Source organism: Verrucomicrobiia bacterium (assembly GCA_035495615.1).
GTDB lineage: Bacteria > Omnitrophota > Omnitrophia > Omnitrophales > Aquincolibacteriaceae > DATJFP01.
In genome coordinates, this window is record DATJFP010000098.1 from 1 (window position 1) to 26,516 (window position 26,516).

Genomic DNA, 26,516 nt, shown 5'->3' on the forward strand with positions numbered 1-26,516 from the left:
GTGGCGTACCGCCTCGATGGCAAGACCTATAAGGATTTCCCGCCTTCTTCGTGCGATTTTTCGCGCTGCGTTCCCGTTTACGAAACCATGAAAGGCTGGCAGGAAGATCTCACCGCGGTGAAGCGCTGGAAAGATTTTCCCGCGAATGCCAAGAAATACCTGAAGCGGCTCGAGACGCTGCTCGAGACCCCGATCAAGATGGTTTCCGTGGGAAGCAAGAGGACTCAAACGGTCTTCCTATGAACGAGCAAAGCGCGGACTACAAAAACATCCCCCGTCACGTCGCGATCATCATGGACGGCAACGGGCGGTGGGCGAAGCGCCGCGGCCTGCCCCGCATCGAAGGCCACCGCATTGGCGCGGACCGGCTGGAAGAGGTCATGCGCGCGGCCCAGGAAGCCGGCGTCAAGTACCTGACGCTTTACGCTTTTTCCAAGGAGAACTGGCAGCGGCCGCGCGAGGAAGTCGCGTTTCTCATGCAGCTTTTGTCCACGTACCTTGACCGGAAGCTGCCGGAGCTTCAGAAAAACAACATCGTCTTCAACGCCATCGGCAATCTGGACGACATGCCCTTGGAAGTCCGCGAAAAAATCGCGCGCAACATCCGGGAGACGCGCTCCAACACGGGCCTGACGGTCACGTTCGCTTTCAGCTACTCGTCGCGTTTTGAAATTACCGAAGCCTGCCGCCGCATTGCCGAAGAGGCCGCGGCCGGAAGGCTGGACCCGGCCGCCATCACTGAAGACGCCGTGTCCGACCGCCTTTATACCGCGGGAATTCCCGACCCCGACCTTCTCGTGCGGACGAGCGGGGAAATGAGGATCAGCAATTTTTTGTTGTGGCAGATTTCTTACGCGGAGATCTACATCACGGAAACCTGCTGGCCGGAATTCACGCGGGAAGAATTCCTGAAAGCGATCACGGAATATCAAAAAAGGGAGCGGCGCTTTGGCCGAACACATCCAGTTGAAACCCGGTGATCCCAAAAGCCAACTTGCGAAACGCCTGGTCTCTTCGGCGTTCTTTGTCACGATCAGCGTCTCCACCATTTTCCTCGCTCCCATGTGGCTGTTCGCGCTCGTCGTCGAAGCCCTCGTCCTGCTCAGCATGAACGAGTTTTTCTCGCTGACCCAGCGCAAGCAGGTCGACGTCAGCCGTCCGCTTCTTTTCCTGTTCGCGTTCCTCCTGCCGCTTGCCGCGTTCAACAAGACGGGCCCGTTCGTGCTGGTGCTCGCGTGCCTTTTCATTTTCATGATGAACTTCCGCCGCCCCATGCTGAGCCAGGCGCTCATCAGTAGCGCGGTCAGCCTGTTCGGCCTTGTGTACATCGCGTGGTTTCTCGCGCACCTGATCGAAATGCGCCTGCTGCCTTACGGCGCGCGCTGGACGTTTTACGTTCCGCTCATCGTCAAGGGCGGGGACGCGGCCGCTTATTTTACGGGCACCCGTTTTGGCAAGGCCAAGCTGCTCGAGCACGTGAGCCCCAATAAATCCGTGGAAGGCGCGATCGGCGGATTCATCGCGTCTGTCATCCTGTCCCTCTGCTCCAAGGCGTTCCTGCCGCACGTGGGCCTGGGCCATCTGCTTCTTCTCGGCATGCTGACAGGCTCGATCTGCCAGATCGGCGATCTCGCCGAAAGCCTGATCAAGCGCGACGCAGGCGTAAAAGATTCCGGTCAGATTCCCGGGCTCGGCGGCGTGCTCGACGTGCTGGACAGCCTGCTGCTCACGATTCCTTTCGTTTACTATTACGTGGTCATCTTCATCGGGGCCTGACGATGTCGGCGCTTCTCGAAAAACTGCAATCCATCGAAAAAGGCAAGGCACGCGCTGCCGCCAAGGCTGCACGCTCCCAGGCCATGAAATACGCCGAAAGCCGCGAGCTTGCCCCGAAGACGCGCCGCTGGCCGAAAAACATCGCCATCATGGGCTCCACCGGTTCGGTCGGAGTCAACACCCTCAAGATCGTCCGCACGCATCCCGAAAAATTCAAAGTCCGTGTCCTCGCGGCCAAGAAGAACGACGAAATCCTGGTCGAGCAGGCGCTCGAATGCCGCCCGGAAATGGTCTGCCTGTTCGATCCTGCCGCGGCCGCGCGCGCCGAACAAAAATTAAAGCGCCACCGCATCCGCGTGGTGAGCGGCATCGACGGCCTCACAGAAGCCAGCACGCTGGCCGGCGTGGACGAAGTCATTTTCGCGATGGTGGGCGCCGTGGGGCTTATCCCGATTTTCTCGGCGCTGCGCGCCCGCAAGGAAATCGCGATCGCCAACAAAGAGCCGCTCGTCATGGCCGGATCGCTTCTCGTGCGCGAGGCCCGCAGCCTCGGCGTGCCGGTCTTTCCCATCGACAGCGAGCATTCCGGGCTCTGGCAATGCCTCGAAGGCCACGCCCGGCGCGGCATCAAAAAGCTGGTGCTGACTTCTTCCGGCGGCCCGTTCCGCGCGCGCAAAGGATCGCTTGCCGGCGTGACCCCGGCCGAAGCGCTCCGCCATCCGAAATGGAAAATGGGGCCGAAGATCACCATCGATTCCGCGACGCTCATGAACAAAGGCCTGGAAGTCATCGAGGCCGCGAACCTCTTCGAAATGGACGCGGGCAAAGTGGAAGTGCTCATCCATCCCGAAGCCATCGTGCACGCGCTCGTCGAATTCGTGGACGGCTCGCATCTCGCGCACCTGGGCATTACGGACATGCGCCTTCCGATTCAATACGCGCTGAGCTATCCCGAACGCCTGGAAAATCATTTGCCCGAGCTGGACCTCGCACAGCTGGGGACGTTCCACTTCGAGAAGCCGGACCGCAAACGTTTTCCGTGCCTGGATCTGGGTTACCGCGCGAGCGCGGCCGGAGGCAGCATGCCCGCGGTGCTGAACGCCGCCAATGAAGTGGCGGTCGAGGCTTTTCTCAATTTCAAGATCGGTTTTCTGGATATCGCAAAGACCATCGAAAAGGTCATGAACCGCCACACGGTCATCAAAAACCCGGACCTGTCCGGCCTCCTGCAGGCCGATGACTGGGCCCGGGAAACCGCAAAGGGCCTTCTATGAATTTCCTGGTTTCGGTCGTTCCCACGCTTCTTGTTCTGGGCGTTCTCATCACGATCCACGAATTCGGCCATTTTGTCGCCTGCCGCCTGAGCGGCGTGAACGTGGAAAAGTTTTCGATCGGCTTCGGCCCCGAGATCCTGCGCGTGCAGAGGAAGAACACCTGGTACGTGCTCTCGCTTTTCCCGCTCGGCGGGTACGTGAAGCCCGCGGGCGAATCTTACAGCGAGCTGCCGGAAAGCGGTCCCAAGGCCGGCGATTACCTCGCGGCGGCGCTGCCCAAACGCATTTTCATCGTGTGCGCGGGCGTGCTCATGAATTACCTGCTCGCCTTCGTGCTGTTCGGACTCATCTTCATGATGGGGCGCCCGGTCCCGGGAACGACCATCGGCGGATTCGTGGAAGGCTATCCGGCGCAGGCAAGCGGCCTCTTGAAAGGGGACAAGATCGTCGCGGTGAACCATGAGCCCGTGTCCACGTGGACGCAGATGACCGGCGCGTTCGAAAAGATCCCGGGCCCGGAGATCACGCTCCAGGTCGAGCGCGGCGGGGAAGCGCCTGTTGACATCAACGTCACGCCCAAAGAAGAAACCGTGCCGGACATTTTCGGCAAGCCGGTCAAGGTCAAGCGCATCGGCATCACGCCGAGCCCCGAAGCCAACCAGTTCGAACGCTATCCGTTCCTGGAAGCGTACCGGCATTCGGCCGAAACCACCTGGTTCCTGACCAAGATGACGCACAAATCGATTTTTTACCTGATCCTCGGAAAAATTTCCATGAAGGCCATTTCCGGCCCGGTGGGCATCATTTCCATGACGGGCGACGCGGCCAAGCTCGGGCTTCCTTACGTCCTCCAGCTCATGGCCACGCTCAGCATTTCGCTGGCCGTCATCAACCTCCTGCCCGTTCCCGCGCTCGACGGCGGCCATCTGCTCTTCCTCCTCATCGAAGGCGTGCGCCGCAAAAAAGTGAGCCTCGTCGTGCAGGAGCGCGTCACGCAGGTGGGCTTTGCCCTGCTGCTGGCCCTGATGGTTTTTCTGATTTACAACGACTTGGCCAACATCGATGCCTTCGACAAGATCCGCGGCATTTTCATAAAACCCTAGACGCACCTCCTCACCATCCTCTCCTCCTTGAGGAGGAGAGGGCCAGGGAGAGGAGGCGCAGGATCAAAACGAGAAAACTCATGAAGTGGACTGAAAGCCTGATTCCAACCCTGCGCGACGTGCCCAAAGACGCCGAGGCCGCGAGCCACAAGCTGGCCTTGCGCGCGGGCCTTGTCCGCCAGCTCGCTTCCGGTGTTTACAGCTACCTTCCGCTCGGATTCCTGTCGCTGCGCAAAATCATCGAGATCGTGCGCGAGGAAATGGTGCGCGCGGGCGCGCAGGAACTGCTGCTTCCCGCGCTGCATCCGGCCGAGCTTTGGAAAAAGACCGGCCGTTACGATTCGCTCGGCGAAGACAAGCTCGCCTTCAAGAACCGCGCGGGACATGAATTCGTGCTCGGGCCCACGCACGAAGAAGTCATCACGGACCTCGTCGCCAACAACGTGAAGTCCTTCCGCGACCTTCCTTTTAATCTCTTCCAGATCCAGACGAAATTCCGCGACGAGGCGCGCCCGCGTTACGGCGTGATCCGCACCAAAGAATTCATCATGAAGGACGCGTACAGCTTTGACCGCGACGACGCCGGCCTCGACAGGCATTACCAGAAAATGGCTGAAGCCTACCGCCGCATCTTCACGCGCTGCGGCCTTTCGTTCCACATCGTGCACGCGGACACGGGCATGATGGGCGGCAAGATGAGCCAGGAATTCATGGTCGTATGCCCGTACGGCGAAGACAAGGTTGCCTTGTCGGACAAGGGCTACATGGCCAGCGTGGAAATCGCGCAGCGCAGCCAGCCTTCGCAGGCCGCCAAAGCCGCGGCGGGCGACTCCAAGCCCGAAGTCTTCGACACGCCGAACCTCCGCACGATCGACGAAATCACGCACCGCTACAAGCTCAAGGCCGAGCAGATGATCAAGACCATGATTTTCATGGCGGACGAAAAACCCGTGGCCGCGCTTGTGACCGGCAGCAGCGACGTCAACGAAGTGAAGCTGCGCAAAATGCTCGGCGTTTCGAAATTGCGCCAGGCGACGAGCGAAGAAATCCGCAACTCTACCGGAGCGCCCGTGGGATTTGCCGGGCCCGCCGGATTGAAAATTCCCGCTTACGCGGATTGGGACATTGTGGAAGGCGTGGATTACGTGACCGGCGCGAACGAGAAAGACAAGCACGTGAAGAATATCCGCCTCGGCCGTGACTTCAAGCCGGCCGGCATGGGCGACATCCGGTTCGTCAAAGACGGGGATCTGTCGACGGACGGAACCCCGCTGAAACTCCTGACCACCATGGAAATCGGACACATCTTCAAGCTCGGCACGCGTTATTCCGACGCGCTGCAGGCGGTTTATCTGGATGAAAAGGGCGACCGCAAGCCCATCATCATGGGCTGCTACGGCATCGGCGTGAATCGCATCCTGGCCGCCGCGATCGAGGAACATCATGACGACAAAGGCATCAAGTGGCCGCTTTCGATCGCGCCTTATCAGGTGATCCTCATCACGCTCAACGAGAAAGAACCCAAGATCAAAGACGCCGCGGAAAAACTCTACCGGGATTTGAGCCAGGCCGGGATCGACGTGCTGTACGACGACCGCGACGAGCGCGCGGGCGTGAAATTCAAGGACGCGGACCTTGTCGGAATTCCAGTCCATCTGGTTTTAGGGGAAAGAGGGCTTGCGGAAGGGAAGATCGAAATCAAGTACCGGGCGACAGGCGCTTCGGAGCTTGTTCCTCTCGAGGGATTCGACATCAGGCAGGCTTTGGCCAAGGCTGACCTTCCCGCTACAACTGGCGCAAGCCGCGCCTAATCCCCCCTCACCCTTCCCTCTCCCCTCAGTGGAGAGGATAAAGGAGAGGGGAATCCATTTTTGACTAAGATTTAGTCACGGTATATTTCGGCGTTTCCCACTCCGCCCCGATCAGTCTTTCCTTGTTGTTTTCTTTGTCCAGGATCATGTAAAACGTGTATTTCTTCTGGCCTGGATACTCGTCGGGGCTGATGCCGAAAGCCATTTTGGGAATCTCCACGCCGATCGCGAATTGCCGTTTCTCGTACTGGCCTTTCAGGACTTGCTTCGTCTTGAAGACCACGCCTTTTTCGATCTGGTGCGTGAAGCCTTTGCGGCCTTCGATCACGTCGATCTGCTGGGATTTTTCCGCCTTGAATATTTTCATGTAAACCGCGGAGACGATGATGTCGGCCTGGCGCGTCAGCTCCTGGCGCTGCTCCTCTTTGTAGAGGTTGTTGTCGCCGGAAGTGCATCCTGCCAGGAAGACCGCGGCGGTAATCAGGATCAGTTTTTTCATAGTCCTCGGGGAGATGCGTTCTTGCCTGCGGGAGGAGCCGGCATTATGCTAGTGACCGTTTGACACTCTTGCCGTTGGGCCATCAACATGAATGATAATAAAAAAAAGCCAAAAATCAAGTGGCCGAAAAAGATCATCCACGTGGACATGGATGCTTTTTACGCCGCGATCGAGCAGCGCGACTTTCCCCAATATAAAGGAAAGCCCGTGATCGTGGGCGGCAGCCCGAAGTCGCGCGGCGTCGTCAGCACCTGTTCCTACGAAGCGCGGCCTTTCGGGGTGCGTTCGGCCATGCCCGCGGCCCAGGCCTACCGCCTGTGCCCTCAGGCGATTTTCCTTCCGCCCCGCTTCGAAGTCTACCGCGAAGCCTCGCGGCAGGTCATGGCCATCCTGAGGCAGCACACGGAAAGGGTCGAGAGCGTTTCCCTCGACGAGGCGTACCTGGACGTTACCGAGCACCGGTTTAAGCTGGAAGACCCTTGCATGATCGCCACGCTCATCAAACAGAACATTCACGCGGCCACGCATCTTACGGCCTCGGCAGGCGTCGCCGTGAACATGTTCCTGGCCAAGATTGCTTCGGATTTCAACAAGCCCGATGGGCTCACCGTGATCGAGCCCGGCACCGAAGCCGCGTTTCTCCGTCCCCTTTCCGTGCGCAAAATTCCGGGGGTCGGGCCGGTGACGGAGCGTCAGCTGGAAAGCCTGGGATTCAAGACCTGCGCGGACCTCGCGGACGCGGATGCGGCGAAGCTGCGGTCGGCGCTCGGGAAATGGGGACCCGACTTGCAGCGGCGGGCGCAGGGGCGGGATGACCGCGAAGTCGAGCCTTACGGGGAACCCAAACAATCGAGCACCGAAGAGACGTTCGACAAAGACACGCGCGACGTGGAAGCGATGAAGGAGCACCTTGCCGTTTATGCGCGCGAGGTGTTCGAGCACCTGAAAGCCAGCGACAGGATGGGGCTCACCGTCGTGCTCAAGGTCAAATACCACGACTTCGAAAGCATCACGCGCTCTTTCACCCTGAAACAGCCGCCTGAAGATTGGCAGGAAATTTTCGAGGTCGCGGCCCGGCTCCTGGAAGGCAAAACCCAGGCGGGAAAAAAGCCCGTGCGCCTTCTGGGGCTCGGCATTTCCGGCCTCAGGCCCGCGGACGAATTCAAAGGCTCTTTTACGCCTGACCTTTTCGGCTGGCGCGGAGGAGCGGCGTGAGAAAATTTTTTATCCTGATCGCGGCCGGCTATGCCTGCGTCGCGCTTTTCATCGGCATCACGATCGTGACTTCCAAGCGCCGGCATCCCGCGAACCCGCAGGAGATCCAGGCGGGCGGGGAAACGGACGCCAAGGGCAGGGAAGACGGCTTCTCGCAGAGCGCTTCGTCCGGCCCCGTGGGAAGCGGCTCGGCAAACCAGCAGGAGCTGAACGCCAAAAACCGTAACCGCACCTTCAAGACTTTTTATAAAACCGGCCGCTTGAGCTCTTCGTGGATTTTCAAAGACGGGCTTTTGACCGGAGCGGCTGAGCTTTACTACGAGGACGGAAATCCGCGGCTCGAAATGAATTTCGTGAAAGGCGCGATGGAGGGGCCGTGGCGCGAGTACGACGAATCGGGCAATCTGACCGAAGAGATGTCTTATTCCCGCGGGATTCCCGCGGGCGTGGCCCGCGAGTATTATCCCGGAAAAAAAACGCGCAGTGAAATCTCCTACGAGGAAGGTGAACCGCAGGACCCTGTTTTTTATTCGGAAAACGGGGAACGCGTTGCCTCGGCCTTGAAGGCCGTCGAAGATGCGGCGCAGACTGAAACGCTTATCGCGTTCTACGCGGATGGGACGCAAAGCGGCGTCTGGCAGGCGAAGGCGGGCATGCTGGAAGGGCCGGGGCGCTGGTTCGACCGCAAGGGCAGGCTGCAGCAGGAAGTCCCGTATAAAGAGGGAGCGGCGCAGGGAACCGCGAAAGCTTACAGCGCGGAGGGCGTGCTGCTCGAAGAAGCCCAGTACGTCAACGGCCTTCGCCAGGGTGTTGCCCGGTATTATTATCCGGACGGAACGCTGTGGCTTGAGATGAGTTACGAGCACGGCATTCTGGCCGGTGTTCCCAAAGGCTATTCGCAGGCCAAGACCGAGCCCGCCAACGCCTGAAATCGTCCAAGACTTCCTTTTACACCGCCCTCAAATTATGGTAAATTTTTCAATTCACGCCCAAATTTTATGAAAAAGCAGAATAAAAACAATCTGGTCTGGCTGGACATGGAGATGACGGGACTCAATCCCGAGAAGGAAGTCATCATTGAGATGGCGACCATCGTCACGGACAGCGACCTCAACATCCTGGCCGAGGGCCCGAGCCTGGTCCTCCATCAGCCCGCCAAATATCTGAAGGCCATGGATGAGTGGAACACGAACCAGCACACCAAGTCCGGGCTCGTGGACCAGGTCAAGAAATCCAAGATCACTCCGGCGGCCGCGGAGAAAAAGACGCTCGCGTTCCTCAAGGACTACTGCGTGCCGGGAAAGTCGCCGCTGTGCGGCAACTCCATCCATCACGACCGGCGCTTCGTCATCAAATACATGCCGCGCCTGAATGCGTACCTGCATTACCGGCACTTGGACGTGAGCACGATCAAGGGGCTGATCGACCGCTGGTATCCGAAGAACAAAGACCTTCCCAAAAAGTCCGATTCGCACCGCGCGCTCGACGACATTCGCGAGTCGATCGAAGAACTGCGGTTTTACCGTAAAACCTATTTTGTAAAACCCTAAAGCTGAGGCATTTTATGTTTGGAAATATGGGAGAGCAGCTCAAGCTGGTGCAGCGGCTCATGAAAGATAAAAAGTTCCAGGCCTTTATCATGAACCCGAAGGTGCAGGCGCTCCTGCAGGATCCGGAGTTTCAGCAGATCGCCCAATCCAAGAACCTCGATAAAATGAAGTCCCATCCCAAATTCGCAGTCATGATGCAGGACCCTGAGTTGATGGAAGTCATCAAGCAGCTTGTCCAGGGCCAGGTGGGAGGCTGACATGGAAGCCAAAGTGAACGAAGAGACCCTCGACATTTCGGAAAAGGGCCTGGCGCCGCAGACCAGCGACCAGCGGCTCTACATGCAGTTTCTTGCTTTCGGCGGCGCGGCGGACACGCAGGCGCTGAGGAAAGCTCTGGAAGCGCGCGGGCTCGAAGCCGTGCTGTACGAAGACCTCAACGATCCGCGCGGCGTGGGCCTGCTGTTCATGAACGAAAATCCGGATTTTTTTATCCGTGAGATCCGGCCGCTCCTCGCGGCCGCGCCGTTCGCTCCGCTCACGCCGAAGCCCGAGCTCACGATGTTCGGGCGCACCTACGCGCTGGGCCGCGAAACCGATTTAAAAGACTGGCTCTTCGAGAAGCCGCGGCGCAACGCGCTCAATCCCGAATGGCCGTGGGCCATCTGGTATCCGCTGCGCCGGCGTTCCGAATTCGAGCTGCTGCCCAGGGAAGAGCAGGGGAAGATCCTCTACGAACACGCCAAAATCGGCATGGCCTACGGAAGGGCGGATTACGCCCACGACATCCGCCTGGCCTGCTACGGCCTGGACCGCGCGGACAATGAATTCGTGATCGGACTCGTCGGCCGCGAACTTTTCCCGCTTTCCAAAATCGTCCAGGACATGCGCAAGACCCAGCAGACCGCCAAATACATCCAGTCCCTCGGGCCTTTTTTCGTCGGCAAGGCCGTCTGGCAAAGTGCGCGGCGGGCATGAGCAGTACGGACTCTGCACAGATGAAACCCCTCACCCTTCCCTCTCCCCGCAAGCGGGGAGAGGGGTAGGGAGAGGGGAATGTCTCCCGCGCTGAAAAAATTCCTCCTGCTGTTTTTCTCGCTGTTATTCGCATTCGGTCTTGCGGAAGCCGGACTCCGGTTTTTCGTCGAGCCTCCGCCGGAACCGGTCGCGCTCAACCTGGTGGAAGCGGACCAGCCCTATGCGTACCGCTTGAATCCCGCGCATCCGGAGATCAGCCCGCAGGGCCTGCGTGACCGCGTTTTCGAAATTCCAAAACCCGCGGGCACTTTCCGCATCCTCGCGCTGGGAGATTCGGTGACCTACGGGCTTTTCGTTCCCGCCGAAAAATCTTTCCCCAAGCAGCTCGAACGGGTCCTGAAAGAAAATCATCCGCGGCTGGAAGTCATGAATGCGGGCGTCAACGGGTACAGCACCTACAACGAAGCTGGATTTTATCAGGCCCTCGGCGCTTCATTCGCGCCGGATCTCGTGCTGCTGGGATTTTGCCCGAACGACATTACCGATCCCACGCTTCACTGGCATGACCGGGAAGGCTATTTCCGGAATCTTCCTCAGGAAGCTTTTCCGGATCCCGAGCGGCACCGGCTCGAAGTAGCTCCGCGGTTTTACGGCCGCGGCGGGCTGCCGCGATTTTTGGAGCATGCCGCGCTTTACCGTTTCTGGGAAACGCGCAAAACCGTGGCCCTTGCCCGGGATAAACGCTTTGAGCCCGCGGCCGGAAAGAACTGGCCCGTGTACGTGGCCGACGACGACACGGACGCGACGCTCCTTTCGCTCACGCGCCCGGATTCCAAAGAATGGCAATGGCTGGGCGGCCAGCTGATCCGGCTGGACAAAGCCGTGAAGGAAAAAGGCGGACGGCTCGTCGTGCTGGTCCTGCCCCTCTCCTACCAGACCGAACCGGGCTATCCCTTTCATCCGGAAACTGTTTTTCTCGAATTCTGCCGTCAAAACCAGATTGCGTGCTGGGACCCGCTTCCCGCGCTAAGGGAAAAGGGCGGCCCGTCGCTTTACATGGGACGGCACCGGTATCACCCGCATGATGTCTGGCATTTTTCCGAAAAAGGAAATGCCGTCGTGGCCGGAGCGCTCGCGGATTTTCTCGAAGCGGAAAATCTTGTTCCCCGGGAGTGGGGATCGTCCTAAATGTCGCTTGAAACCGCCCATATCGGCGTGCTTTACGTCGAAATTTTTATCCCGCTTTCAGGTTCCCTGAAGTCCAAGCGGAGCGTCTTGAAAAGCATCAAAGACAGGCTGCGCTCCCAATTCAACGTCTCCGTCGCCGAGATCGGGGAAAGGGACAAATGGCAGCGCTCGGTCCTCGCGGCCTGCGTGGTCGGCGCGGATAAAACATATCTTGACCAATGCCTTCAAAGTATTTTATCCTTCTTCAACAACGTGCATGACATCCAACTGATCCAGCACCAAATCGAATTTCTCTGATGAGAAGCTATGAACATCAGTTTTAGCGCAAAAACCTGGTGTTTGTCAGCCCTCCTTGTCCTTGCCCTCGTCCCCGTTTGCCGTGCCGATTCCGCCCAGTGGTCGCAGCTTGAGGATCAGGTGATCCGCCTCTACCAGAACGGCGCCTACCCGGAGGCCGCGCAGGCCGCGACGCAGGCGCTTGCCGCCGCGGAAGAAGCCTTCGGCGAAAACGACCCGAAAGTCGCGGAGACGCTCAATCAGCTTGCCATGATCCATTACGCGCAGGGCGATTACGCGGGCGCGGAGCCGCTCAACAAGCGCGCGCTGAAAATCCGTCAGGACGTGCTCGGCCCCGAGCATCCGGACGTGGCGCAGTCGCTGAACAACCTCGCGCTGCTGTATCACTCGGTCGGTAAATATAAGGAAGCCGAGGATTATTATAAAAAGGCCATGGCTATCGAAGAAAAAATCCGCGGCCCGAACCATCCGAACCTCGCGACGTCGATGAACAACCTTGCGCACCTTTACAGCATCCAGGGAAAATACGAAGAGGCGGAGCCGCTGTACGAGCATGCGCTCCTGATCGATTCCCATGCGCTCGGCGAAAACCACCCGAACGTGGCGACCGACATGGACAATCTCGCCAAGCTGTACGTGGCCAAGGCCCGCTATGGCGAAGCTGAATCGCTGGCCGAAAAGGCCATTGCCGTGCGCAAGAAAATCTACGGTGACGATCACCCCGACGTCGCGTCTTCGCTCAACACGCTCGCGGACATTTACCGGGTGCAGGGCCGCTACGCCCAGGCTAAAGAGCTGCTCGTGAAAGCGCATGCCATCGACATCAAGACGTTTGGGGAAAGCCATCCCGACCTTGCGCGGGATTACAACAATCTCGGGCTCGTCGAGGACGCGATGGGGAATTACCAGGACGCGCTTGCGTATCACGAGAAGGCGCTCGAGATCCGCGTGAAGACTTTGGGTGAAAGGCATCCTGCCGTGGCGCAGTCGCTGAATAACATCGGGGCGATTTATGAAGCCCTGGAAGATTATGAGGCCGCGCGGAAAAACTACACGCAGGCGCTGGAAATCCGGGAGGCCGTGTTCGGCAAAGAACACCCGCAGGTGGCGCAGTCGCTGGTGAACCTCGCAAGCGTCGAAGACCTGCTTGGCAATGCCGAACAGGCGCGGGGCTATTACGAATCCGCGCTCGAGATTTCAAAAACCATTTACGGGGAGGAGCATCCGGAAGTGGCGCTGCTCCTGATCAATCTCGGCAGCTTTTACGAGCATGAAGGCGATTACATGAAAGCGGAAAGCCTTTACAAACAGGCGATGAAAATCGACCAGACGGTTTTCGGGGCCAATCATCCGTCCGTCGCATCGGCGCTCATCCATCTTGCCGAAATCGATACGCTCCAGGGCAATTTTACCGACGCCGAACCGTTGATCGCGAGGGCGCTCCAGATTTACACGAAGGTTTACGACAAAGGCAATCCGGAAAGGGTCCGCGTTCTCAACGAGCTGGCGGAAAATCTGCGCCAGCGGCAGGAATATCAGGAGGCCGAGGTCCTGTACCTGGAAGCGCTCACCAGCCTCGAAGAGGCGGGGCGGAAAAATCCTTATCTGGAAGCGGTCGTCTCGCACAACCTGGCGCTGCTTTATCACAACTGGCAGAAAAACGAGCAGGCAAGGCCGTATTTCCAAAAGACCATCGCCCTTTTGGAGGCGCAGGGGCCCGCGGCCTCCGGCGCTTTGAAAACCGCCCTCGAAAACTATGCCGCCAGCCTCAATGAAATGGGCAAGCAAAGCGAAGCCAAAAAGATCCAGAAAAAAGCCGGAAAACTCCCTTCTTAAGCCTCTTCCCGCCGCTGCTTCACCCCTCTTTTTCAAAATTCGATAATTATTATAACCCTTTGCAAATGAAAGGGTAGCAGTGTCCCACAGCGGCCTTTTAGGAACCTCCGTACGCACCCTGTTAGTTATGTTAGGTCTGTTGTTAATTGTTAGTTTGCGTGCTAGCTTTTAGTTGGACGGAGGGTGTGTATGAGGGCAAGACAGCGCGGATTCACATTCCTGGAATTGGTCGTCAGCATGGCCATCCTTTCTCTGGTGGTGCTGACTTCGTTTCGCGTGCTGACCGAGGCCCATTTCATGGCCATGGAAGCCCGCAACCGGCTGCTTGCGGCGAACACCGCGCGCGCGACTTTGGAAGCCATCAAAAATACGCCCCTTGCGAACGTCCCTGCCCTTAATGGAAATACCTATTTGTCTCCGGATTTGCCGGCGGGTAACGTCCAGATTCTAACCAATCCCGCGAACGTGGCTGCGGCCAATATCGCGACCGTCACGGTGCGGGTCACCTGGAGGAATCCCAAGAATCTGCCGGCCGTTTTTACGATCTCGACGATGCGGTGGAGGTTATGATGGAAACCGTGAACGGGCGCCGTGACAAACGGAGAAATAAAGACGAGCGGGGATTCACTCTGCTCGAGCTCATGATGGTTACCGCGTTCATGGTGATTGTTTTCGCTTCGGTGGCCTCCGTCATCGTGATGAGCCAGCGCATCTTTTACAACACCAGCGCTTACGCCCTGCTGACACAAAGCTCGATGCAGACCCTGCGTTACATCAGCCGTGAAATCAGCCAGACCAGCCCGAACCTCACTCCCAGCCATCTGAACATTGCCGCCGGGGCGGGCGGCAACAGCACGGTCTGCTTCCAAATTCCCGTGGATTTCGATAACGACGGCGATGCCGTCAACGGCAGCATGAACCCGCAGGTGGAGTGGGGTGCCTACTCACAGGCGGGCCAGACGACCAACGGCCTGCTGAACGACTGGGTTTGCTATTCGGTCAACAACACCAACCAGTTGATACGCCAGGTGTCGGACGCCGCTTTCGCGCCCGCGGCCGGGCAGACCCCGCAAGTTGTCGCCAACAACGTCCAGACTTTCCAGGCGGTGAAGAACAGCAATGAGACGCTGACCATGACGGTCACGCTCCGCGCCACGAACAACATGGGGCAAAGCGGCGCCGGACGGACTTTCAACGAGACCTTTACGAGCACGACACTGCTGAGAAACGCAGTGAATTAAAATTCTTTTTTTCAGGAGGATCCCATGATCCTTTCAACTTTGAGAAACCAAAAAGGCATCGCGCTCATCACGGTGTATGCGACCAGCGCCTTCATCACCATTCTTTCGGCGGCCGCGGTCGGACGCGCTTTCTGGGAAAGACGGCACGTGGACAATGAGATTTCGCGCCTGCAAAGCCTGGCCGCCGCGGAAGCCGGACTGCAGCGGGCCATGTTCCAGGTTTCTCAAAACGCCTACACGGGATTCATCAACACCGCTGCGATCAATTGGCCGTCCTTCCAGGACGTCAGCGGGGTTACGGTGGGGAGTTTTACGGCGAACATTCAGTACCCGAACCAGGCCGATTGGGTCATTGTTCAGGCGACAGGCACGGTCAACGGCTTTACGCGGAATCTCGAAGGCCGCATCTTCCTCGATTCCAATCTTTCGAAATATCTGGTCTACGCGAACGCCACGACATTTGCCTCGGGAGACAATGCGCAATATGGCAGCTCCAACGGCGTCGATCCCCAGGGAGTTTCGGGCAATCCGGACGACAGGACCATGATGTATTTCACGGGCAATTGGGACGCGAACGGCACCAACGTGGACCTGTACGGCGACGTGCTCGCCGAAGGCGGCATTGCCGGCAACGCCTCTTCCCAGGTCCACGGCGACACCTACGGCCAGAATTTCGCCCAAAACGGCGCGGGCCAGGTGACCAACAGCGGCGTGACCGGCGGCATGGTGGTGGGCGACGGCTTCGCGGACGATACGGATCGCAACGGCGACGGCGTCATCAACAATAATGATTATGGGGACTATCACGATCTGACCGACAGCGGAGGCAACGATGCGAAGGCCAAGGATACTCTGACGGCCATGAATCTTGCTTTTTACCAGAGCCACAACAACGTCGGCGCCTTTTCGACCGCGGGAAACCGGTATCTCGAATTCCAGCCCGTTTCCGGACAGAGCTATTCCCGCGTCGTGGAATACACCAGCAGCACCTACGGTACGGTCAAGGCAACCTACAACCTGCCGGACTCGGCCATCGTCTACGTGAACGGCGATGCCTATGTGCGGGGCGAAATTCAGGGGCGCGTGAGCATCGCGGCTTCGGACGACATCATGATCACCGGCAATTTCCGTTACAAAAGCGGACAGAATTATGCGGACGCGACCCATTCCGCCGCGCTGCTGGCCAAAGACAAGCTGTTCTTTTATCCCAACACCGTTTCCGTCAGCGGCATTCTCTACGGTGAAAACACTTCGAATTCTTCCGTGGCTTTTGACGCGGATTACAACATGACCGGGACTTACGATCCTTCTTCCAAAGTCCAGCTGAGGCTTTACGGTAACCGCATCATCAACGGTTCCACGAATCTTTCTTCTTACGATGACCGCGTGTATGCGTATGATCAAAATCTGAAATATTACCGTCCTCCCGGCATCCCGGTCGTCCCGGATCTCAGGACGGTTCGTGAAACGTGAGGATCGGCATGGCGCGTTCTTCTGTCTTTGTGTTTATGGTTCTTTTGACGGCGCTTTTGTTGCCAGGGTGCTCCAAGAAAGCGCCGCCCTCTCCTCCGGCCGTTCCGCAACAACAGTCGGAGGAGCTCCCTGTTCTCGAACAAAACCTGCCCCCGGCGGTTCCGGATTGGCAATCGCAGCCGCAAATTTCTTTTCAGGAATCGCCGGACGAAATCAAGCAGCTCAGTAAAGACGAACGTGAATTGATGACCCCGGCAACCGACTGAGAAGGGCCGGGCCAACAACCAGGAATCCAGGATGCTCCAAAAACTCGCAGGCAAAAAAGCGCGGATAGGAGGAGGAACCCTCCTTTTCTTTTTGTTTTTGCACGCGGGTCCGGCCCCGGCAGCGCCCGTGCCCATGCGGGAAATGACCGTCGGCGTGGCCGTCACTCCCTCTTTCAAAGCGACTCCGGACTGGAAGGGGACTTTCAAAAAGCGCCTCAAATATGCGTCCTCGATTTTCGAGAGGGAATTCCGCATCAAATTAAAAGAGGCGGTCTTTTTCGACTGGGATCCGCCGGCGGAAGCGGCCGACATGTCGCTGCTACTCGACGACCTCATGGCCCGCTACACGCTCGGCTCGAAAAAAACCGACATGATGATCGGGCTCACGCGCCTCGACGACATCTCCGGTTCGATGAACCTCAAGGACCTGCACGTCCTCGGGAAAACGCGCCCCTTTTCCGGCTTCATGGTCCTGCGCTATCCCAACCATCCTCTTTTCCGCGTGCAGGAAGAGACGATTCTGGTCCATGAGATGGGGCATTTGTTCGGCGCGGTCCACACCAGCCGCGAGGACACGATCATGTGCTCGTACGTGGACCGCCAGATCCCGACCACGTTCGACAAGAAAAATCACGACATTGTCTCCGCGATCCGAAACATGAATTTCCAGCGCGGCATGGAGAGCCTGGACCCCGGTATCATCCAGCAGCTGCTGGACACGTACATGGACATGAACAGCGGCGCGCAAAGCACGGATTTCTATTACGCGCTGGCTAATTTCTACCTGCAGCTCGGGCAGTACGCGGAAGCCGCGAATGCGCTGGAAAGGCTGGTCAAGATGGAGCCCGACAACGGACGCGCTTTTTACAATCTCGGCGTGCTTTACCTCAACATGGGAAAGTCTGACGCCGCGGAGAAAAATCTGACGGCCGCGATTGCCCGGCTCGGCAGCGCGGGCCAGCAGGTCCCTAAAGCCAAGGCCTACGACGCGCTCGCGAAGATTTATTTCCGCCAGGGCAACATGGAAGGGGCGGGCTACGCCTGGACGAAAGCGCTCGCGCTCGACCCGGACAATCTCGACATCAAGGTGGGGCTTGCGATCGTCCAGTTGAAGAGCGGGCAAGTCGCGGCCGCGGAAAACGCGCTGCAAAAAGCCCTGAAGGAGTCGCCCAACAACGCGCAAATCCTCACGCATCTCGGGACCGCGTCGTACATGAAAGGCGACTCGGCGGGCTCGCTTCAATATTATCAGAAGGCGCTGAAGATCATCCAGGACCGCAAGGCCGGGGGCAAAAAAGATCTCGAAGACGACACGCTTCTTGTCGACATCTACGGCGGCATGGGCATGGGCCTGTGGGCCGCGGGCAACCGCGAGGAGGCGACGAAATATTTTTCCGCGGCCTGCGCCATGAATCCTTCCCTGGTCTGCCATCAGAAGATGGGCCAGATCTTTTTCGAAATCGGCGAGTGGGACGCGGCCATTTCGGAATTCGTGCAGGTCCTGCAGCAGGATAAGGAAGACGCGGAAACCTACGGCATCCTGGGGATGGCGCTCGTTAAGAAAAACGAGCTGGAAAAGGCCGTTTCAGTCTTCCAGGAGGGGCTGCGCTACGTCAAAGACAGCAAGAAAAGTTCGCGCCTGCACAGCAACAGCGGGCATCTGTACCTTCAGCTCCAGCGCGCGGACCTTGCCGTAACCGAATTCATGAGCGCCATTTCCGAGGACTGGAGCAACAAGGACGCCCACATGGGCATTGCCCTGGCCTACATTTCCAAGGGGGAGCCGGTCAGCGCCCGGCAGGCCCTCCAGAACCTTTTGGGCATGGACCCCCAGAACGGCAAGGCCAAGGAGCTGCTCGTCCAGGTCGATAAAATGATCCAGGAATTGCAAAACCAGCAGGTATCCGTTAGCTTTTCAGAAGGCGGCTAAAACCCCAGGGGAAGTCATGCCCGAGCAGGAACAGACATCACGGAAGAAACATTCCTCGGTTTCCGAGATCATGATCTCGAAGGTCATGAGCCTCAAAGAAGACGAGCCTTTCAGCAAAGTCGAAGAACTTTTCCGCATGCATTCCATCCGCCACATCCCGATCGTCGACAGCGCGGGCAAACTCGTCGGCATGGTTTCGCAGCGCGACTTTCTGCGCGTGGCCAAACCGCGCAAGACCCCGCAAGGGGACGTCTACGACAAGGCCGAGCTCGACAGCTTCGTTCTGAAACAGATCATGGTGCCGAACCCGATCGCGCTCACCAAAGAAAACAGTATCGCGAACGCGGTCGAGATCATGGCCGCCCGCAAATTCGGCGCGCTGCCCGTCATCGACGGAGACCGCCGGCTCATCGGCATCGTGTCGCAGATCGACATCTTGAAATTCACGCACGCCCTCCTGGCTTCCGAAGACCAGAAATCCTATGTCGACATCATGTACGCGAGGATCCGCGAAATCGATTCCATTTTCCGCGTGGCCTGCTTCAACCTGGAAAACAAGCAGTCCGAGCTTTTCTCGGTGCTGTTCCTGTCACGCGCGCACGCCTCGTACCTTCACGCGAGCCGGCTGGCCATGACCGCGATGATCACCGACGCCTACAAGGTCATGAGGACCTGCATCGAGGACGCGCTCCAGGGATATTACTTTTCCAAGAACCCGCGCAGCGCGCTGGCCTGGCTGCAAACGCGCGACCGAAAGGAGCTGGTCGAGCGCCGCACCGACGAATTCGAGGTGCGCAACATGCTCGAGGTCCTCCATACCCATGACGCGCAGATCGGGCGCAGCGCGCGCGAATTGTACACGCGCACGACCGATTACATCGAGCATCCCTCGGACCAGAATGCCCTGAGCTCGATCAACAGCGACACCAGCGACAAATTTGAATTCAACGTCGACTACCTCATGGGCGACACGCCCAAAGTCCGGAACTGCCTGAAGACCGACGCGGAAACCGGCATCTGCGCGCTGCTCATCTTCAAATCGATTTTCGCCCAGAACTTCGAGCAGCTCGGCCTCACCAACCGCATCGGCGTCACGCTCGCCAAGCTCTTCTCGGGTTAAGTCCCCCGGAAGATGAAGATTTACACTCCGAGGCCGATAATTTCCAGGTGATGACACCGTCTTCTCTGAAAAAAGCCGCCTTTCTTGTCCTGATGGCCGTCCTTCTCTCGGCCGCAAGCCCTCCCGTCAGCCGGGAAGATTTCAAGACGCCCTGGCTCGACCACCCCCAGGCCGATTACACCAAATGGCGCAAGCTCGGACGCGGGGCCAACAACATCCTGCTCGGATGGGCGGAAGTCGTGTACCAGCCCGCCCGCATGATTCACGAAGGGAATTCCTGGCCTGTCGCCATCTTCGGCGGCAGCCTGCGGGGCGTTTTTTATTTCGCGGCGCGCCTTCTTGCCGGGGCCTACGAAGTTGTGACCTTTCCCTTTGAAAATCCGGGAGGCGGCTACTGGCCCATTATCGAGCCGGAAAGCATCATTCCTCGGGAACGCCTCAACGAATACCAGGTCGATTGACCTTTGTGTCATCCTGAGCAAAGCGAAGGATCTGTTCTTTAGAGATTCTTCGGCCTGCAGCCTCAGAATGACAAAAGAAGCAAATTGCCCCATTCCTTCCCAATTCGTCCTTGTTTCTTTTCCTTCTTCCATTAGAATAAATCCCGCCTTAGGAACGTCAAAAAGCGAGCTATCTTCATGGATGATCCGGATTTCGAGCTTGTCAGCAAGTCGCGCCAGGGAGACAGGGGCGCTTTCGGCAAGCTGGTAAGCAAATATTACGAAATGATTTATGCCGTTTCGTACGGCGTCTTACACAACCGGGAAGCGGCCCGCGATTCGGCCCAGGATGTTTTCCTGAAGGCCTACCGCGACCTGGCGGGCTTCAAGGGCGACTCCAAGTTCAAGACCTGGCTTTACCGGGTGGCCATGAACGCGGCCATCGACCAGGCCCGGCGCCTGAAGCCGCAGATCTCGCTGGACGCGACCGACGTGTCCGACGAAGAGGGCGAGGCCCCGGTCATTATTCCCGATGCGTCGGCGGGCCCGCGCGAAGAAGTTTCCAAGGGCGAGCTGCGGGACCTGGTGAGGAAGGCCGTGCAGCTGCTTTCTCCCGACCATCGCGCCATCCTGGTCCTCCGCGAATGGCAGGGCCTGAGCTATGATGAAATCGCCGAGACGTTGAATATCGAACTGGGAACCGTGATGTCCCGGATCCATTACGCCCGCAAAAAACTGGGCGAAGTTTTGCAGAAGATGGGCGTCAATCCCAGAGAAGTGATGCACTGATATGGAAAACGAAAACCAGCCGGTCAGCAAACTCTATAAGGAAATGATGACCCGTGACCTGCGCGAAGTGGACCTCGCGGAGGAAAAGCGGCTTTTCATCGCGCGTCATTTCGAGGAAGCTCCGGCCTTTGTGTTCCGTCCCGAGCTCTTAGTCCCGGCCGGCGCCTTTGCTTTTTGCGCGCTGCTCCTCATGCGCGTATGGCCCTTGAGCGCGCCCCTGCCCGCGGCTCCCGAACAAACCGCCAGGGTCGCGGCGGAACAAGCGTCCGCGGCCGCTCCCGCGGCGGAGGCCGTCCCGGCGGAAGACCCGATGGCGCACCGCGTCTCGGTCGAGCGCGTTTCCAGCGATACGGGCATACCCGTTGTTTTTCAGAAGACGATCGACAATTCACCGGTCACCATCATCTGGGTGATTCCCCGCACGGACATTGTTCAGGGCGGGTGATAGTTCCAGTTGGATAAGGAAAGGGAGAAGATTATGAGAGGGATCCGACCTGAAACCGTTTGGGGCACTTTGTTTTTCATGGCCGTGCTGACGGCGCATCCCGGCATCTCTCCGGCCCAGAACGTCGAGAACGTGGACCTCACGTTCATCGTCGCGTCCAACGAAGGCACGGCCAATACCGTTGCCAATCCCAAGTACAACGAGCAGCTGAAAAAGATGTTTTCGTACAGCTCCTACGTCCAGTCGGGCGAGGTCAAGGATACGGTCGAGTTCAATAAACCCAAAACCGTGGCCGTCCCGGGGGACTATGAGCTGGAGCTGACCCTCAAAAACTGCGAGGAAGGCCGCTGCATCATGAGGGCGGTTATAAGGAAAGGCGGCAAAGACTACGTCGATACCATCATTTCCCTTATGAAACCCGGTGTTTTCCTCCTCGGGGGGCCTCGGGCGGACATGCGTGACCTAATAATTGTTATAGAAATGGGCTTTTAAAATGAATAGAATAAACCCCGGTTTCGTCCGTAACTTTGGCCTTATTTGTCGCAAGGGAGAGAGAAACGGCAAACAGCCGTTTCTCTTTTTTTCTGATATTTAAGGATATGATTTAAAAAGGTGTTAACGAAAGGAGTACTTTCCAATGAAGACGAAGTTTTCACTTTCGATCATGGCAATCCTGGCGATTGCGCTCCTAATCCCGGCCTCTCCTGTGCGGGCTGAGGACGCAAAAGCGCCTGCCCCCGCTCCCGCTGCCGGCGGCGCCTCGGGCGGCAAAGAGATCGTCATCGCAGATTTCGATACCGGCGACAAGCCCAACAATCTCGGCGGCGATTTCGGCGCTTGGGACAAAGACCCCAACGACGAAACGCAGGGCACGCAGATGTCCTTCGAACCGGATGACGCCCTCGGCGATCCTTCCGGTTACGCGATCCGCCTGGATTACGACGTTGATTCCCCGAATCCGGCTTATAACGGTTTCTGGATGAAACTCAACGGTGAAGACGCCACTGCCTACAACACCCTTAACTTCTACATCAAGGGCAGCGGCAATTTCTCCAAGCGCGTGAAGCTGGAACTCAAAGACATGACCAACAAGCCCTCTCCGTATGTCGTCAGCGGCATCACGGATCAGTGGCAGAAGATTTCGGTCCCGTTTGAAAAGTTCCGCCGCATCACCGACTGGGCCTCCATGAATGAATTCGTGGTGGTCTTCGACGACATCAACTCCAATCCCAAGAGCGGCACCATTCTGATCGACCAGGTGACGATGTCGAAGGAATAAGGAGTTTCGCAATTCGAAACGCGGAAGCGGCGGGTCCTCCAGGATCCGCCGCTTTTTTTTGCCTCATCCCCTCGCCCCCTTGAAGGGGGAGAGGGTAAGGGAGAGGAGGTGTCCTTATGAAACCACCTCTAGACATTTACCCTTTTTGGATTTAGCATTCACTGCATGAAACGGACTCTTCTTCTCGTTTTTGTCTTAGCGTTCCAGGGCTGCGCCACGATCTCGGGCAAGCTCGACGTCCCTCCGGAATTCAAACAGAAAGTCATCCTCTCGGTCGACGACAGTTACAACATGTACCAGGCTCCGCGCTCGGGTTATGACGTCGGCGACCTGCAGAATTTCCACAGCCAGCACGTCTTTCCGATGCTTGTCGAAGGCACCTTCAAGGAACTCTTCGCGGACGTGCAGACGCAGAAGAACGAAGCCGGCATCGAAATGTCCGAACCCGACGTCCCGGCCGTCTTCGAAGTGAAAATGCTGGATCTCGCCAACGACATTTATAATGAAGCCGACAGCTACCGCTCGGAAACCACGATCGCGGTGGCCATGAAAAGCCCCGGCGGCAAAGTTCTCTGGCAGGAATCCTTCCGCGGCGAAGGCTACGTGAACGTGGACCCGCAGTTTTCCAACAACCTGGGTCCCCAGGACGCCGTGGTCAGCGCCGTGAACGACGCGCTCGATCAAATGCAGAAAGCCATGATCAATTCGCCGGCGGTGCGCGGCCAGCTCAAATATTACGCGCAGTCCAAGCAGGCCAAACAGGGGACGGAGCAGAACCTTTAAAATGAAACCGATGAAAAATTTCTTTCTTATGCTCCTCGCCCTTGGCCTCGCGCTTCCTTCCGCCGGCCGCGCGTCCATGAAAGCGCCGGATTTTTCCGGCACCGACATCCAGGGCGCGCCCCAGTCGCTCGCCCAATACCAGGGCAAGCCGCTCGTCCTTTATTTCTGGGCCACGTGGTGCCCGGCCTGCCGCAGGGACGTCAAAGAGGTCAGCAAGGTCTACACGGATTACAAAGACAAAATCGGTTTCGTGAGCGTGAGCCTCGACGAAGATCTGAACAAACTCAAAGAGTACGTGGCCAGCGAAGGTCTTGCGTTTCCCGTCCTGTTCGACGGCAAGGGATGGAAGAACGACATCGTGCACGCGTACGAAGTCAATGCCACGCCGACCTACGCGCTCATTTCGCCGGACGGAAACCTCATGGGCAAGGGAAGCTGGAGCAAGGACCTTCGCCAGACGCTGGACCGCATTTCCGGCAAGCCCGCCGCCGAAATCAAAGTTCCGGAATTCAGCGGCACGGACCTGAACGGCGTCGCGCATGATCTTTCCAAATACGAAGGCAGGCCGCTCGTCCTTTATTTCTGGGCCACGTGGTGCCCGGCCTGCCGCAAGGACATCGGCGACATCAACAAGCTCTTCAAAAAATTCCAGCCCAAAGGCATCGAGTTCCTTTCGGTGAGCCTCGATACGGAAAAAGAAAAAGTGCAGGAATACGTTGCCGAGCACAAACTCGGATTCCCGGTGCTCTTCGAAGGCAAAGCCTGGGACAACGAAAACGCCCGCCGCTACGGCGTCAATGCCACCCCCTCTTTTTTTCTCATCTCCGCGGACCAGCGCGCCATGACCACCGGCAGCTGGCATGACGAGCTCGAAAAAGCCATCAAGAGTCTCTAAGTTTTTTTTCTCACTCCACCGCCCCAGGTTTTTCCTCAGGGGGAATGCTATAAATTGATCGAGCCGTCAGGGAATCCCTGAAAGTAAAATCCCGCCCCAAGATGCCTTGGTAATACCCCCCCCTTCGCTTAATATGTAAAAGTTAACGATATCCATAATTCTTTATTAAATCCAGGGGCCGCATGGCATTGAAAATCAAAAAACTCGACAGAGGCGCGGACGCGCAAAAATATTGGGTGGAAGGGGAAGTCTCGCAGGCCATGATCTTCGGTTTTTCCGACACGCTGCTCAGCCTTTGGGGACGGCCCGGCGAGGACCAGCTCCTGCAAGTCATCGAGGCCTACGTCGATAAGCACGGATTCAGCCCAGCGGAACACATCCTCCGCTCTTACAACGTTTCCGGCGGCCTTCATTCCTACCTGATGTTCCTGAAATCCTGATTTTTCCGGATTCGTTTTCCGGCGTATAATGTTCTTCATGCCGATGGATAAAAACGCTGTTATTGACATGCTGGAGCGGATCGCGGTCCTGCTCGAGCTCCGCAATGAAAACGTCTTCAAGACCCGGGCCTTCCAGAATGCCGCGCGCGTGCTCGAAGGCTGTCCCAGCGATCTCGCCGCGCTCTGCGCGGAAAAAGAGCTCGAATCCCTGAAAGGCATCGGCAAAGGCCACATCGCGCGGATTGTGCGCGAATGCCACACGACCGGCAAATGCTCGGACTACGAAGAGCTTCGCAAAGGCTTCCCGGACGGCATCTTCGAAATGCTCCGCATCCCGGGCCTCGGAGCCAAGCGCGCTAAAATCCTCTACGACAAGCTCGGCATTGATTCCGTGAAGAAGCTGACCGAGGCCTGCAAAAAGGGAAAGCTGAAAGACCTGGACGGTTTCGGCGAAAAAACACAGACGAAGCTCCTGCAGGGCATCGAACGCCTCCGGCAAACCACCGGCCTTTTCCTCCACATCGATGCCGAAGAAGCCGCGGAAAATTTCGTGTCGTATCTGAAGAAAACTCCCGGCATCCGCAGGATCCAGGTCGCCGGCAGCCTGCGCCGCCGCAAAGAAATCGTGCGCGACATCGACATCCTCGTCGCCGCGGACAAGCCCGAGGCCGTGCACGCCGCCTTCGTCAAATACCCGGGCGTCCGGACTGTCGTCGCGCAGGGCACGACCAAAACCACGGTGACGCTGCGCATGGGCATCAACTGCGATCTGCGTACCGTCACCGAAAGCCAGTTCGCGGCCGCGCTTTATTATTTCACCGGCTCCAAAGAGCACAACGTGGCTGTGCGCACGCTGGCCAAGAAAAAGAAAATCAAGATCAACGAGTACGGCCTTTTCCGCGGTGAGAAACTGATCCCGTGCAAAGACGAAAGCGACATCTTCAAGGCCGTGGGCCTTTCGTACATTCCGCCGGAAGCGCGCGAAAACATGGGAGAAATCGAGCTCGCGGCCAAAGGAAAATTTCCCGGGCTCGTGGAAGAAAAAGACCTGCGCGGCGTTTTTCACGTGCATTCGGATTACAGCGACGGCGCCGCGCCGCTGCGCAAAATGATCGAAGCCGCCGAGCGCATGGGCCTGGAATACGTGGGCATCTCGGACCACAGCCGCTCGGCCGCCTATGCGGGCGGCCTGGAAGTCGAGCGCGTGTACAAGCAGTGGAAAGAAATCGACAAGCTGCAAAAAGATTTCAAGATCCGTATCTTCAAAGGCATCGAGTCGGACATCCTGCAGGACGGCAGCCTGGATTATCCGGAGGACGTGCTGAAGGGTTTCGATTTCGTGATCGGCTCCGTGCACAGCCGCTTCACCATGCCGGAAAAAGAAATGACCAACCGCATCGTCCGCGCCATGGAAAATAAATACCTCACCTGGGTCGGCCACATCACGGGGCGTCTCCTGCTGAAAAGGGTAGGCTACACCGTGGACATGGGCCGCATCTTCGAAGCCAGCCAAAAAACCGGCGCGTCCATCGAGTTAAACGCCGACCCCAACCGCCTCGATCTTGACTGGCGCCTGTGTTATCACGCCCGCGAAAAAGGATTGCGCCTTGGCATTCATCCGGACGCGCATTCGGTCGAAGGCCTAAAGTCCATTCGCTACGGCGTCGCCATGGCGCGCAAGGCCTGGCTCCAGAAAAAAGACGTCCTCAACACCCTGCCGCTCGCGCAAATGGAAAAATACCTCAAAGTCCGGAAATAGTTTTAAAAAGAGCTTTTACCGAAACAGCCTTCCCGTTATTGTTCCTCTCTTCGTCTGCGTTTATAATGCGCCAATGGAAACTTCTGATAAAAATAATTTTCTTCCCATTCCTCTAGAAGGTTTTTTGTCCAC

General features: G+C 57.8%; 30 protein-coding genes. 29 read left to right on the top strand and 1 reads right to left on the bottom strand.

Annotated elements, in window-relative coordinates; translation table 11 throughout:
- The 6 genes from VL688_12555 to VL688_12580 all read left to right on the top strand — a co-directional run.
- Positions 1-243: adenylosuccinate synthetase (locus VL688_12555; GenBank protein ID HTL48883.1), on the top strand; the 243-nt coding region annotated here is incomplete at its 5' end.
- A complete protein-coding gene (locus VL688_12560; GenBank protein ID HTL48884.1) occupies positions 240-980 on the top strand; it encodes an isoprenyl transferase in 741 nt (246 codons plus the stop codon). The genes VL688_12555 and VL688_12560, both read left to right, overlap by 4 nt.
- Positions 949-1,776 (top strand): phosphatidate cytidylyltransferase, encoded by an 828-nt coding sequence (locus tag VL688_12565; GenBank protein ID HTL48885.1) that lies wholly within the window; start codon positions 949-951, stop codon positions 1,774-1,776. Before VL688_12560 ends, VL688_12565 begins: the two co-directional genes overlap by 32 nt.
- Before the next feature lie 2 nt (positions 1,777-1,778).
- Positions 1,779-3,050 carry a 1-deoxy-D-xylulose-5-phosphate reductoisomerase gene (locus VL688_12570; GenBank protein HTL48886.1) on the top strand — a complete coding sequence of 424 codons (1,272 nt, stop codon included), beginning with the start codon at positions 1,779-1,781 and terminating at the stop codon, positions 3,048-3,050.
- Positions 3,047-4,153, top strand: coding sequence for an RIP metalloprotease RseP (gene rseP, locus VL688_12575; GenBank protein ID HTL48887.1), 1,107 nt, complete (start codon positions 3,047-3,049; stop codon positions 4,151-4,153). Before VL688_12570 ends, rseP begins: the two co-directional genes overlap by 4 nt.
- Before the next feature lie 80 nt (positions 4,154-4,233).
- Positions 4,234-5,964, top strand: coding sequence for a proline--tRNA ligase (locus VL688_12580; protein HTL48888.1), 1,731 nt, complete (start codon positions 4,234-4,236; stop codon positions 5,962-5,964).
- A gap of 64 nt (positions 5,965-6,028) precedes the next feature.
- On the opposite strand, the gene VL688_12585 is transcribed toward VL688_12580, so the two are convergent.
- On the bottom strand, positions 6,029-6,463 hold the full coding sequence (locus VL688_12585; protein ID HTL48889.1) for a hypothetical protein: 435 nt from the start codon (positions 6,461-6,463) through the stop codon (positions 6,029-6,031).
- An 87-nt stretch (positions 6,464-6,550) separates the two neighbouring features.
- Between VL688_12585 and dinB the strand changes: the two genes are divergently transcribed.
- The 23 genes from dinB (at position 6,551) to polX (ending at position 26,384) form a co-directional block, all read left to right on the top strand.
- A complete protein-coding gene (gene dinB, locus VL688_12590) occupies positions 6,551-7,678 on the top strand; it encodes a DNA polymerase IV (GenBank protein ID HTL48890.1) in 1,128 nt (375 codons plus the stop codon).
- Entirely contained in the window at positions 7,675-8,607 is a 933-nt protein-coding gene (locus VL688_12595) for a toxin-antitoxin system YwqK family antitoxin (protein ID HTL48891.1), read from the top strand. The genes dinB and VL688_12595 overlap by 4 nt, the downstream gene beginning before the upstream one ends.
- A 69-nt stretch (positions 8,608-8,676) precedes the next feature.
- Positions 8,677-9,228, top strand: a complete 552-nt coding sequence (gene orn, locus VL688_12600) for an oligoribonuclease (GenBank protein HTL48892.1) — start codon at positions 8,677-8,679, stop codon at positions 9,226-9,228.
- A 14-nt stretch (positions 9,229-9,242) separates the two neighbouring features.
- On the top strand, positions 9,243-9,485 hold the full coding sequence (locus VL688_12605; GenBank protein HTL48893.1) for a hypothetical protein: 243 nt from the start codon (positions 9,243-9,245) through the stop codon (positions 9,483-9,485).
- Between the two features lies 1 nt (position 9,486).
- Entirely contained in the window at positions 9,487-10,203 is a 717-nt protein-coding gene (locus VL688_12610) for a chlorite dismutase family protein (GenBank protein HTL48894.1), read from the top strand.
- A 78-nt stretch (positions 10,204-10,281) separates the two neighbouring features.
- Positions 10,282-11,391 (top strand): GDSL-type esterase/lipase family protein, encoded by a 1,110-nt coding sequence (locus VL688_12615; GenBank protein ID HTL48895.1) that lies wholly within the window; start codon positions 10,282-10,284, stop codon positions 11,389-11,391.
- Complete coding sequence (locus tag VL688_12620) at positions 11,392-11,688, top strand: DUF503 domain-containing protein (protein ID HTL48896.1); 297 nt, start codon at positions 11,392-11,394, stop codon at positions 11,686-11,688. It begins immediately after the preceding gene.
- Between the two features lie 9 nt (positions 11,689-11,697).
- Entirely contained in the window at positions 11,698-13,524 is a 1,827-nt protein-coding gene (locus VL688_12625; GenBank protein HTL48897.1) for a tetratricopeptide repeat protein, read from the top strand.
- A gap of 189 nt (positions 13,525-13,713) precedes the next feature.
- Entirely contained in the window at positions 13,714-14,094 is a 381-nt protein-coding gene (locus VL688_12630) for a prepilin-type N-terminal cleavage/methylation domain-containing protein (protein ID HTL48898.1), read from the top strand.
- A complete protein-coding gene (locus VL688_12635; GenBank protein HTL48899.1) occupies positions 14,091-14,765 on the top strand; it encodes a hypothetical protein in 675 nt (224 codons plus the stop codon). The genes VL688_12630 and VL688_12635 overlap by 4 nt, the downstream gene beginning before the upstream one ends.
- Positions 14,766-14,789: 24 nt before the next feature.
- On the top strand, positions 14,790-16,238 hold the full coding sequence (locus tag VL688_12640) for a hypothetical protein (GenBank protein ID HTL48900.1): 1,449 nt from the start codon (positions 14,790-14,792) through the stop codon (positions 16,236-16,238).
- Between the two features lie 8 nt (positions 16,239-16,246).
- Positions 16,247-16,504, top strand: coding sequence for a hypothetical protein (locus VL688_12645; GenBank protein ID HTL48901.1), 258 nt, complete (start codon positions 16,247-16,249; stop codon positions 16,502-16,504).
- 133 nt (positions 16,505-16,637) lie between these two features.
- Positions 16,638-18,434, top strand: a complete 1,797-nt coding sequence (locus VL688_12650; GenBank protein HTL48902.1) for a tetratricopeptide repeat protein — start codon at positions 16,638-16,640, stop codon at positions 18,432-18,434.
- A gap of 16 nt (positions 18,435-18,450) precedes the next feature.
- On the top strand, positions 18,451-19,554 hold the full coding sequence (locus tag VL688_12655) for a CBS domain-containing protein (protein ID HTL48903.1): 1,104 nt from the start codon (positions 18,451-18,453) through the stop codon (positions 19,552-19,554).
- A 50-nt stretch (positions 19,555-19,604) separates the two neighbouring features.
- Positions 19,605-20,015, top strand: coding sequence for an exosortase system-associated protein, TIGR04073 family (locus VL688_12660; GenBank protein HTL48904.1), 411 nt, complete (start codon positions 19,605-19,607; stop codon positions 20,013-20,015).
- A 177-nt stretch (positions 20,016-20,192) separates the two neighbouring features.
- A complete protein-coding gene (locus VL688_12665) occupies positions 20,193-20,783 on the top strand; it encodes a sigma-70 family RNA polymerase sigma factor (GenBank protein HTL48905.1) in 591 nt (196 codons plus the stop codon).
- A 1-nt stretch (position 20,784) separates the two neighbouring features.
- On the top strand, positions 20,785-21,228 hold the full coding sequence (locus tag VL688_12670; protein ID HTL48906.1) for a hypothetical protein: 444 nt from the start codon (positions 20,785-20,787) through the stop codon (positions 21,226-21,228).
- Between the two features lie 33 nt (positions 21,229-21,261).
- On the top strand, positions 21,262-21,720 hold the full coding sequence (locus VL688_12675; protein HTL48907.1) for a hypothetical protein: 459 nt from the start codon (positions 21,262-21,264) through the stop codon (positions 21,718-21,720).
- 145 nt (positions 21,721-21,865) lie between these two features.
- Entirely contained in the window at positions 21,866-22,507 is a 642-nt protein-coding gene (locus tag VL688_12680; protein ID HTL48908.1) for a carbohydrate binding domain-containing protein, read from the top strand.
- A 165-nt stretch (positions 22,508-22,672) separates the two neighbouring features.
- A complete protein-coding gene (locus VL688_12685) occupies positions 22,673-23,290 on the top strand; it encodes a hypothetical protein (GenBank protein ID HTL48909.1) in 618 nt (205 codons plus the stop codon).
- A gap of 1 nt (position 23,291) precedes the next feature.
- The gene (locus tag VL688_12690) at positions 23,292-24,185 is read left to right on the top strand and encodes a TlpA disulfide reductase family protein (protein ID HTL48910.1); all 894 of its coding nucleotides are present in this window, start codon (positions 23,292-23,294) and stop codon (positions 24,183-24,185) included.
- Positions 24,186-24,367: 182 nt separating this feature from the next.
- Positions 24,368-24,625 carry a hypothetical protein gene (locus VL688_12695; protein ID HTL48911.1) on the top strand — a complete coding sequence of 86 codons (258 nt, stop codon included), beginning with the start codon at positions 24,368-24,370 and terminating at the stop codon, positions 24,623-24,625.
- A gap of 43 nt (positions 24,626-24,668) precedes the next feature.
- Positions 24,669-26,384, top strand: a complete 1,716-nt coding sequence (gene polX, locus VL688_12700; protein HTL48912.1) for a DNA polymerase/3'-5' exonuclease PolX — start codon at positions 24,669-24,671, stop codon at positions 26,382-26,384.
- The last annotated feature ends 132 nt before the right edge of the window (positions 26,385-26,516 follow it).

Excerpts from the sequence above, each read along its gene's own strand:
- VL688_12560 (HTL48884.1), top strand. The coding sequence starts at position 240 with ATGAACGAGCAAAGCGCGGACTACAAAAACATCCCCCGTCACGTCGCG.
- VL688_12570 (HTL48886.1), top strand. The coding sequence starts at position 1,779 with ATGTCGGCGCTTCTCGAAAAACTGCAATCCATCGAAAAAGGCAAGGCA.
- rseP (HTL48887.1), top strand. The coding sequence starts at position 3,047 with ATGAATTTCCTGGTTTCGGTCGTTCCCACGCTTCTTGTTCTGGGCGTT.
- VL688_12580 (HTL48888.1), top strand. The coding sequence starts at position 4,234 with ATGAAGTGGACTGAAAGCCTGATTCCAACCCTGCGCGACGTGCCCAAA.
- VL688_12585 (HTL48889.1), bottom strand. The coding sequence starts at position 6,463 with ATGAAAAAACTGATCCTGATTACCGCCGCGGTCTTCCTGGCAGGATGC.
- dinB (HTL48890.1), top strand. The coding sequence starts at position 6,551 with ATGAATGATAATAAAAAAAAGCCAAAAATCAAGTGGCCGAAAAAGATC.
- orn (HTL48892.1), top strand. The coding sequence starts at position 8,677 with ATGAAAAAGCAGAATAAAAACAATCTGGTCTGGCTGGACATGGAGATG.
- VL688_12605 (HTL48893.1), top strand. The coding sequence starts at position 9,243 with ATGTTTGGAAATATGGGAGAGCAGCTCAAGCTGGTGCAGCGGCTCATG.
- VL688_12610 (HTL48894.1), top strand. The coding sequence starts at position 9,487 with ATGGAAGCCAAAGTGAACGAAGAGACCCTCGACATTTCGGAAAAGGGC.
- VL688_12615 (HTL48895.1), top strand. The coding sequence starts at position 10,282 with ATGTCTCCCGCGCTGAAAAAATTCCTCCTGCTGTTTTTCTCGCTGTTA.
- VL688_12620 (HTL48896.1), top strand. The coding sequence starts at position 11,392 with ATGTCGCTTGAAACCGCCCATATCGGCGTGCTTTACGTCGAAATTTTT.
- VL688_12625 (HTL48897.1), top strand. The coding sequence starts at position 11,698 with ATGAACATCAGTTTTAGCGCAAAAACCTGGTGTTTGTCAGCCCTCCTT.
- VL688_12630 (HTL48898.1), top strand. The coding sequence starts at position 13,714 with ATGAGGGCAAGACAGCGCGGATTCACATTCCTGGAATTGGTCGTCAGC.
- VL688_12635 (HTL48899.1), top strand. The coding sequence starts at position 14,091 with ATGATGGAAACCGTGAACGGGCGCCGTGACAAACGGAGAAATAAAGAC.
- VL688_12640 (HTL48900.1), top strand. The coding sequence starts at position 14,790 with ATGATCCTTTCAACTTTGAGAAACCAAAAAGGCATCGCGCTCATCACG.
- VL688_12645 (HTL48901.1), top strand. The coding sequence starts at position 16,247 with ATGGCGCGTTCTTCTGTCTTTGTGTTTATGGTTCTTTTGACGGCGCTT.
- VL688_12650 (HTL48902.1), top strand. The coding sequence starts at position 16,638 with ATGCGGGAAATGACCGTCGGCGTGGCCGTCACTCCCTCTTTCAAAGCG.
- VL688_12655 (HTL48903.1), top strand. The coding sequence starts at position 18,451 with ATGCCCGAGCAGGAACAGACATCACGGAAGAAACATTCCTCGGTTTCC.
- VL688_12660 (HTL48904.1), top strand. The coding sequence starts at position 19,605 with ATGACACCGTCTTCTCTGAAAAAAGCCGCCTTTCTTGTCCTGATGGCC.
- VL688_12665 (HTL48905.1), top strand. The coding sequence starts at position 20,193 with ATGGATGATCCGGATTTCGAGCTTGTCAGCAAGTCGCGCCAGGGAGAC.
- VL688_12670 (HTL48906.1), top strand. The coding sequence starts at position 20,785 with ATGGAAAACGAAAACCAGCCGGTCAGCAAACTCTATAAGGAAATGATG.
- VL688_12675 (HTL48907.1), top strand. The coding sequence starts at position 21,262 with ATGAGAGGGATCCGACCTGAAACCGTTTGGGGCACTTTGTTTTTCATG.
- VL688_12680 (HTL48908.1), top strand. The coding sequence starts at position 21,866 with ATGAAGACGAAGTTTTCACTTTCGATCATGGCAATCCTGGCGATTGCG.
- VL688_12685 (HTL48909.1), top strand. The coding sequence starts at position 22,673 with ATGAAACGGACTCTTCTTCTCGTTTTTGTCTTAGCGTTCCAGGGCTGC.
- VL688_12690 (HTL48910.1), top strand. The coding sequence starts at position 23,292 with ATGAAACCGATGAAAAATTTCTTTCTTATGCTCCTCGCCCTTGGCCTC.
- VL688_12695 (HTL48911.1), top strand. The coding sequence starts at position 24,368 with ATGGCATTGAAAATCAAAAAACTCGACAGAGGCGCGGACGCGCAAAAA.
- polX (HTL48912.1), top strand. The coding sequence starts at position 24,669 with ATGGATAAAAACGCTGTTATTGACATGCTGGAGCGGATCGCGGTCCTG.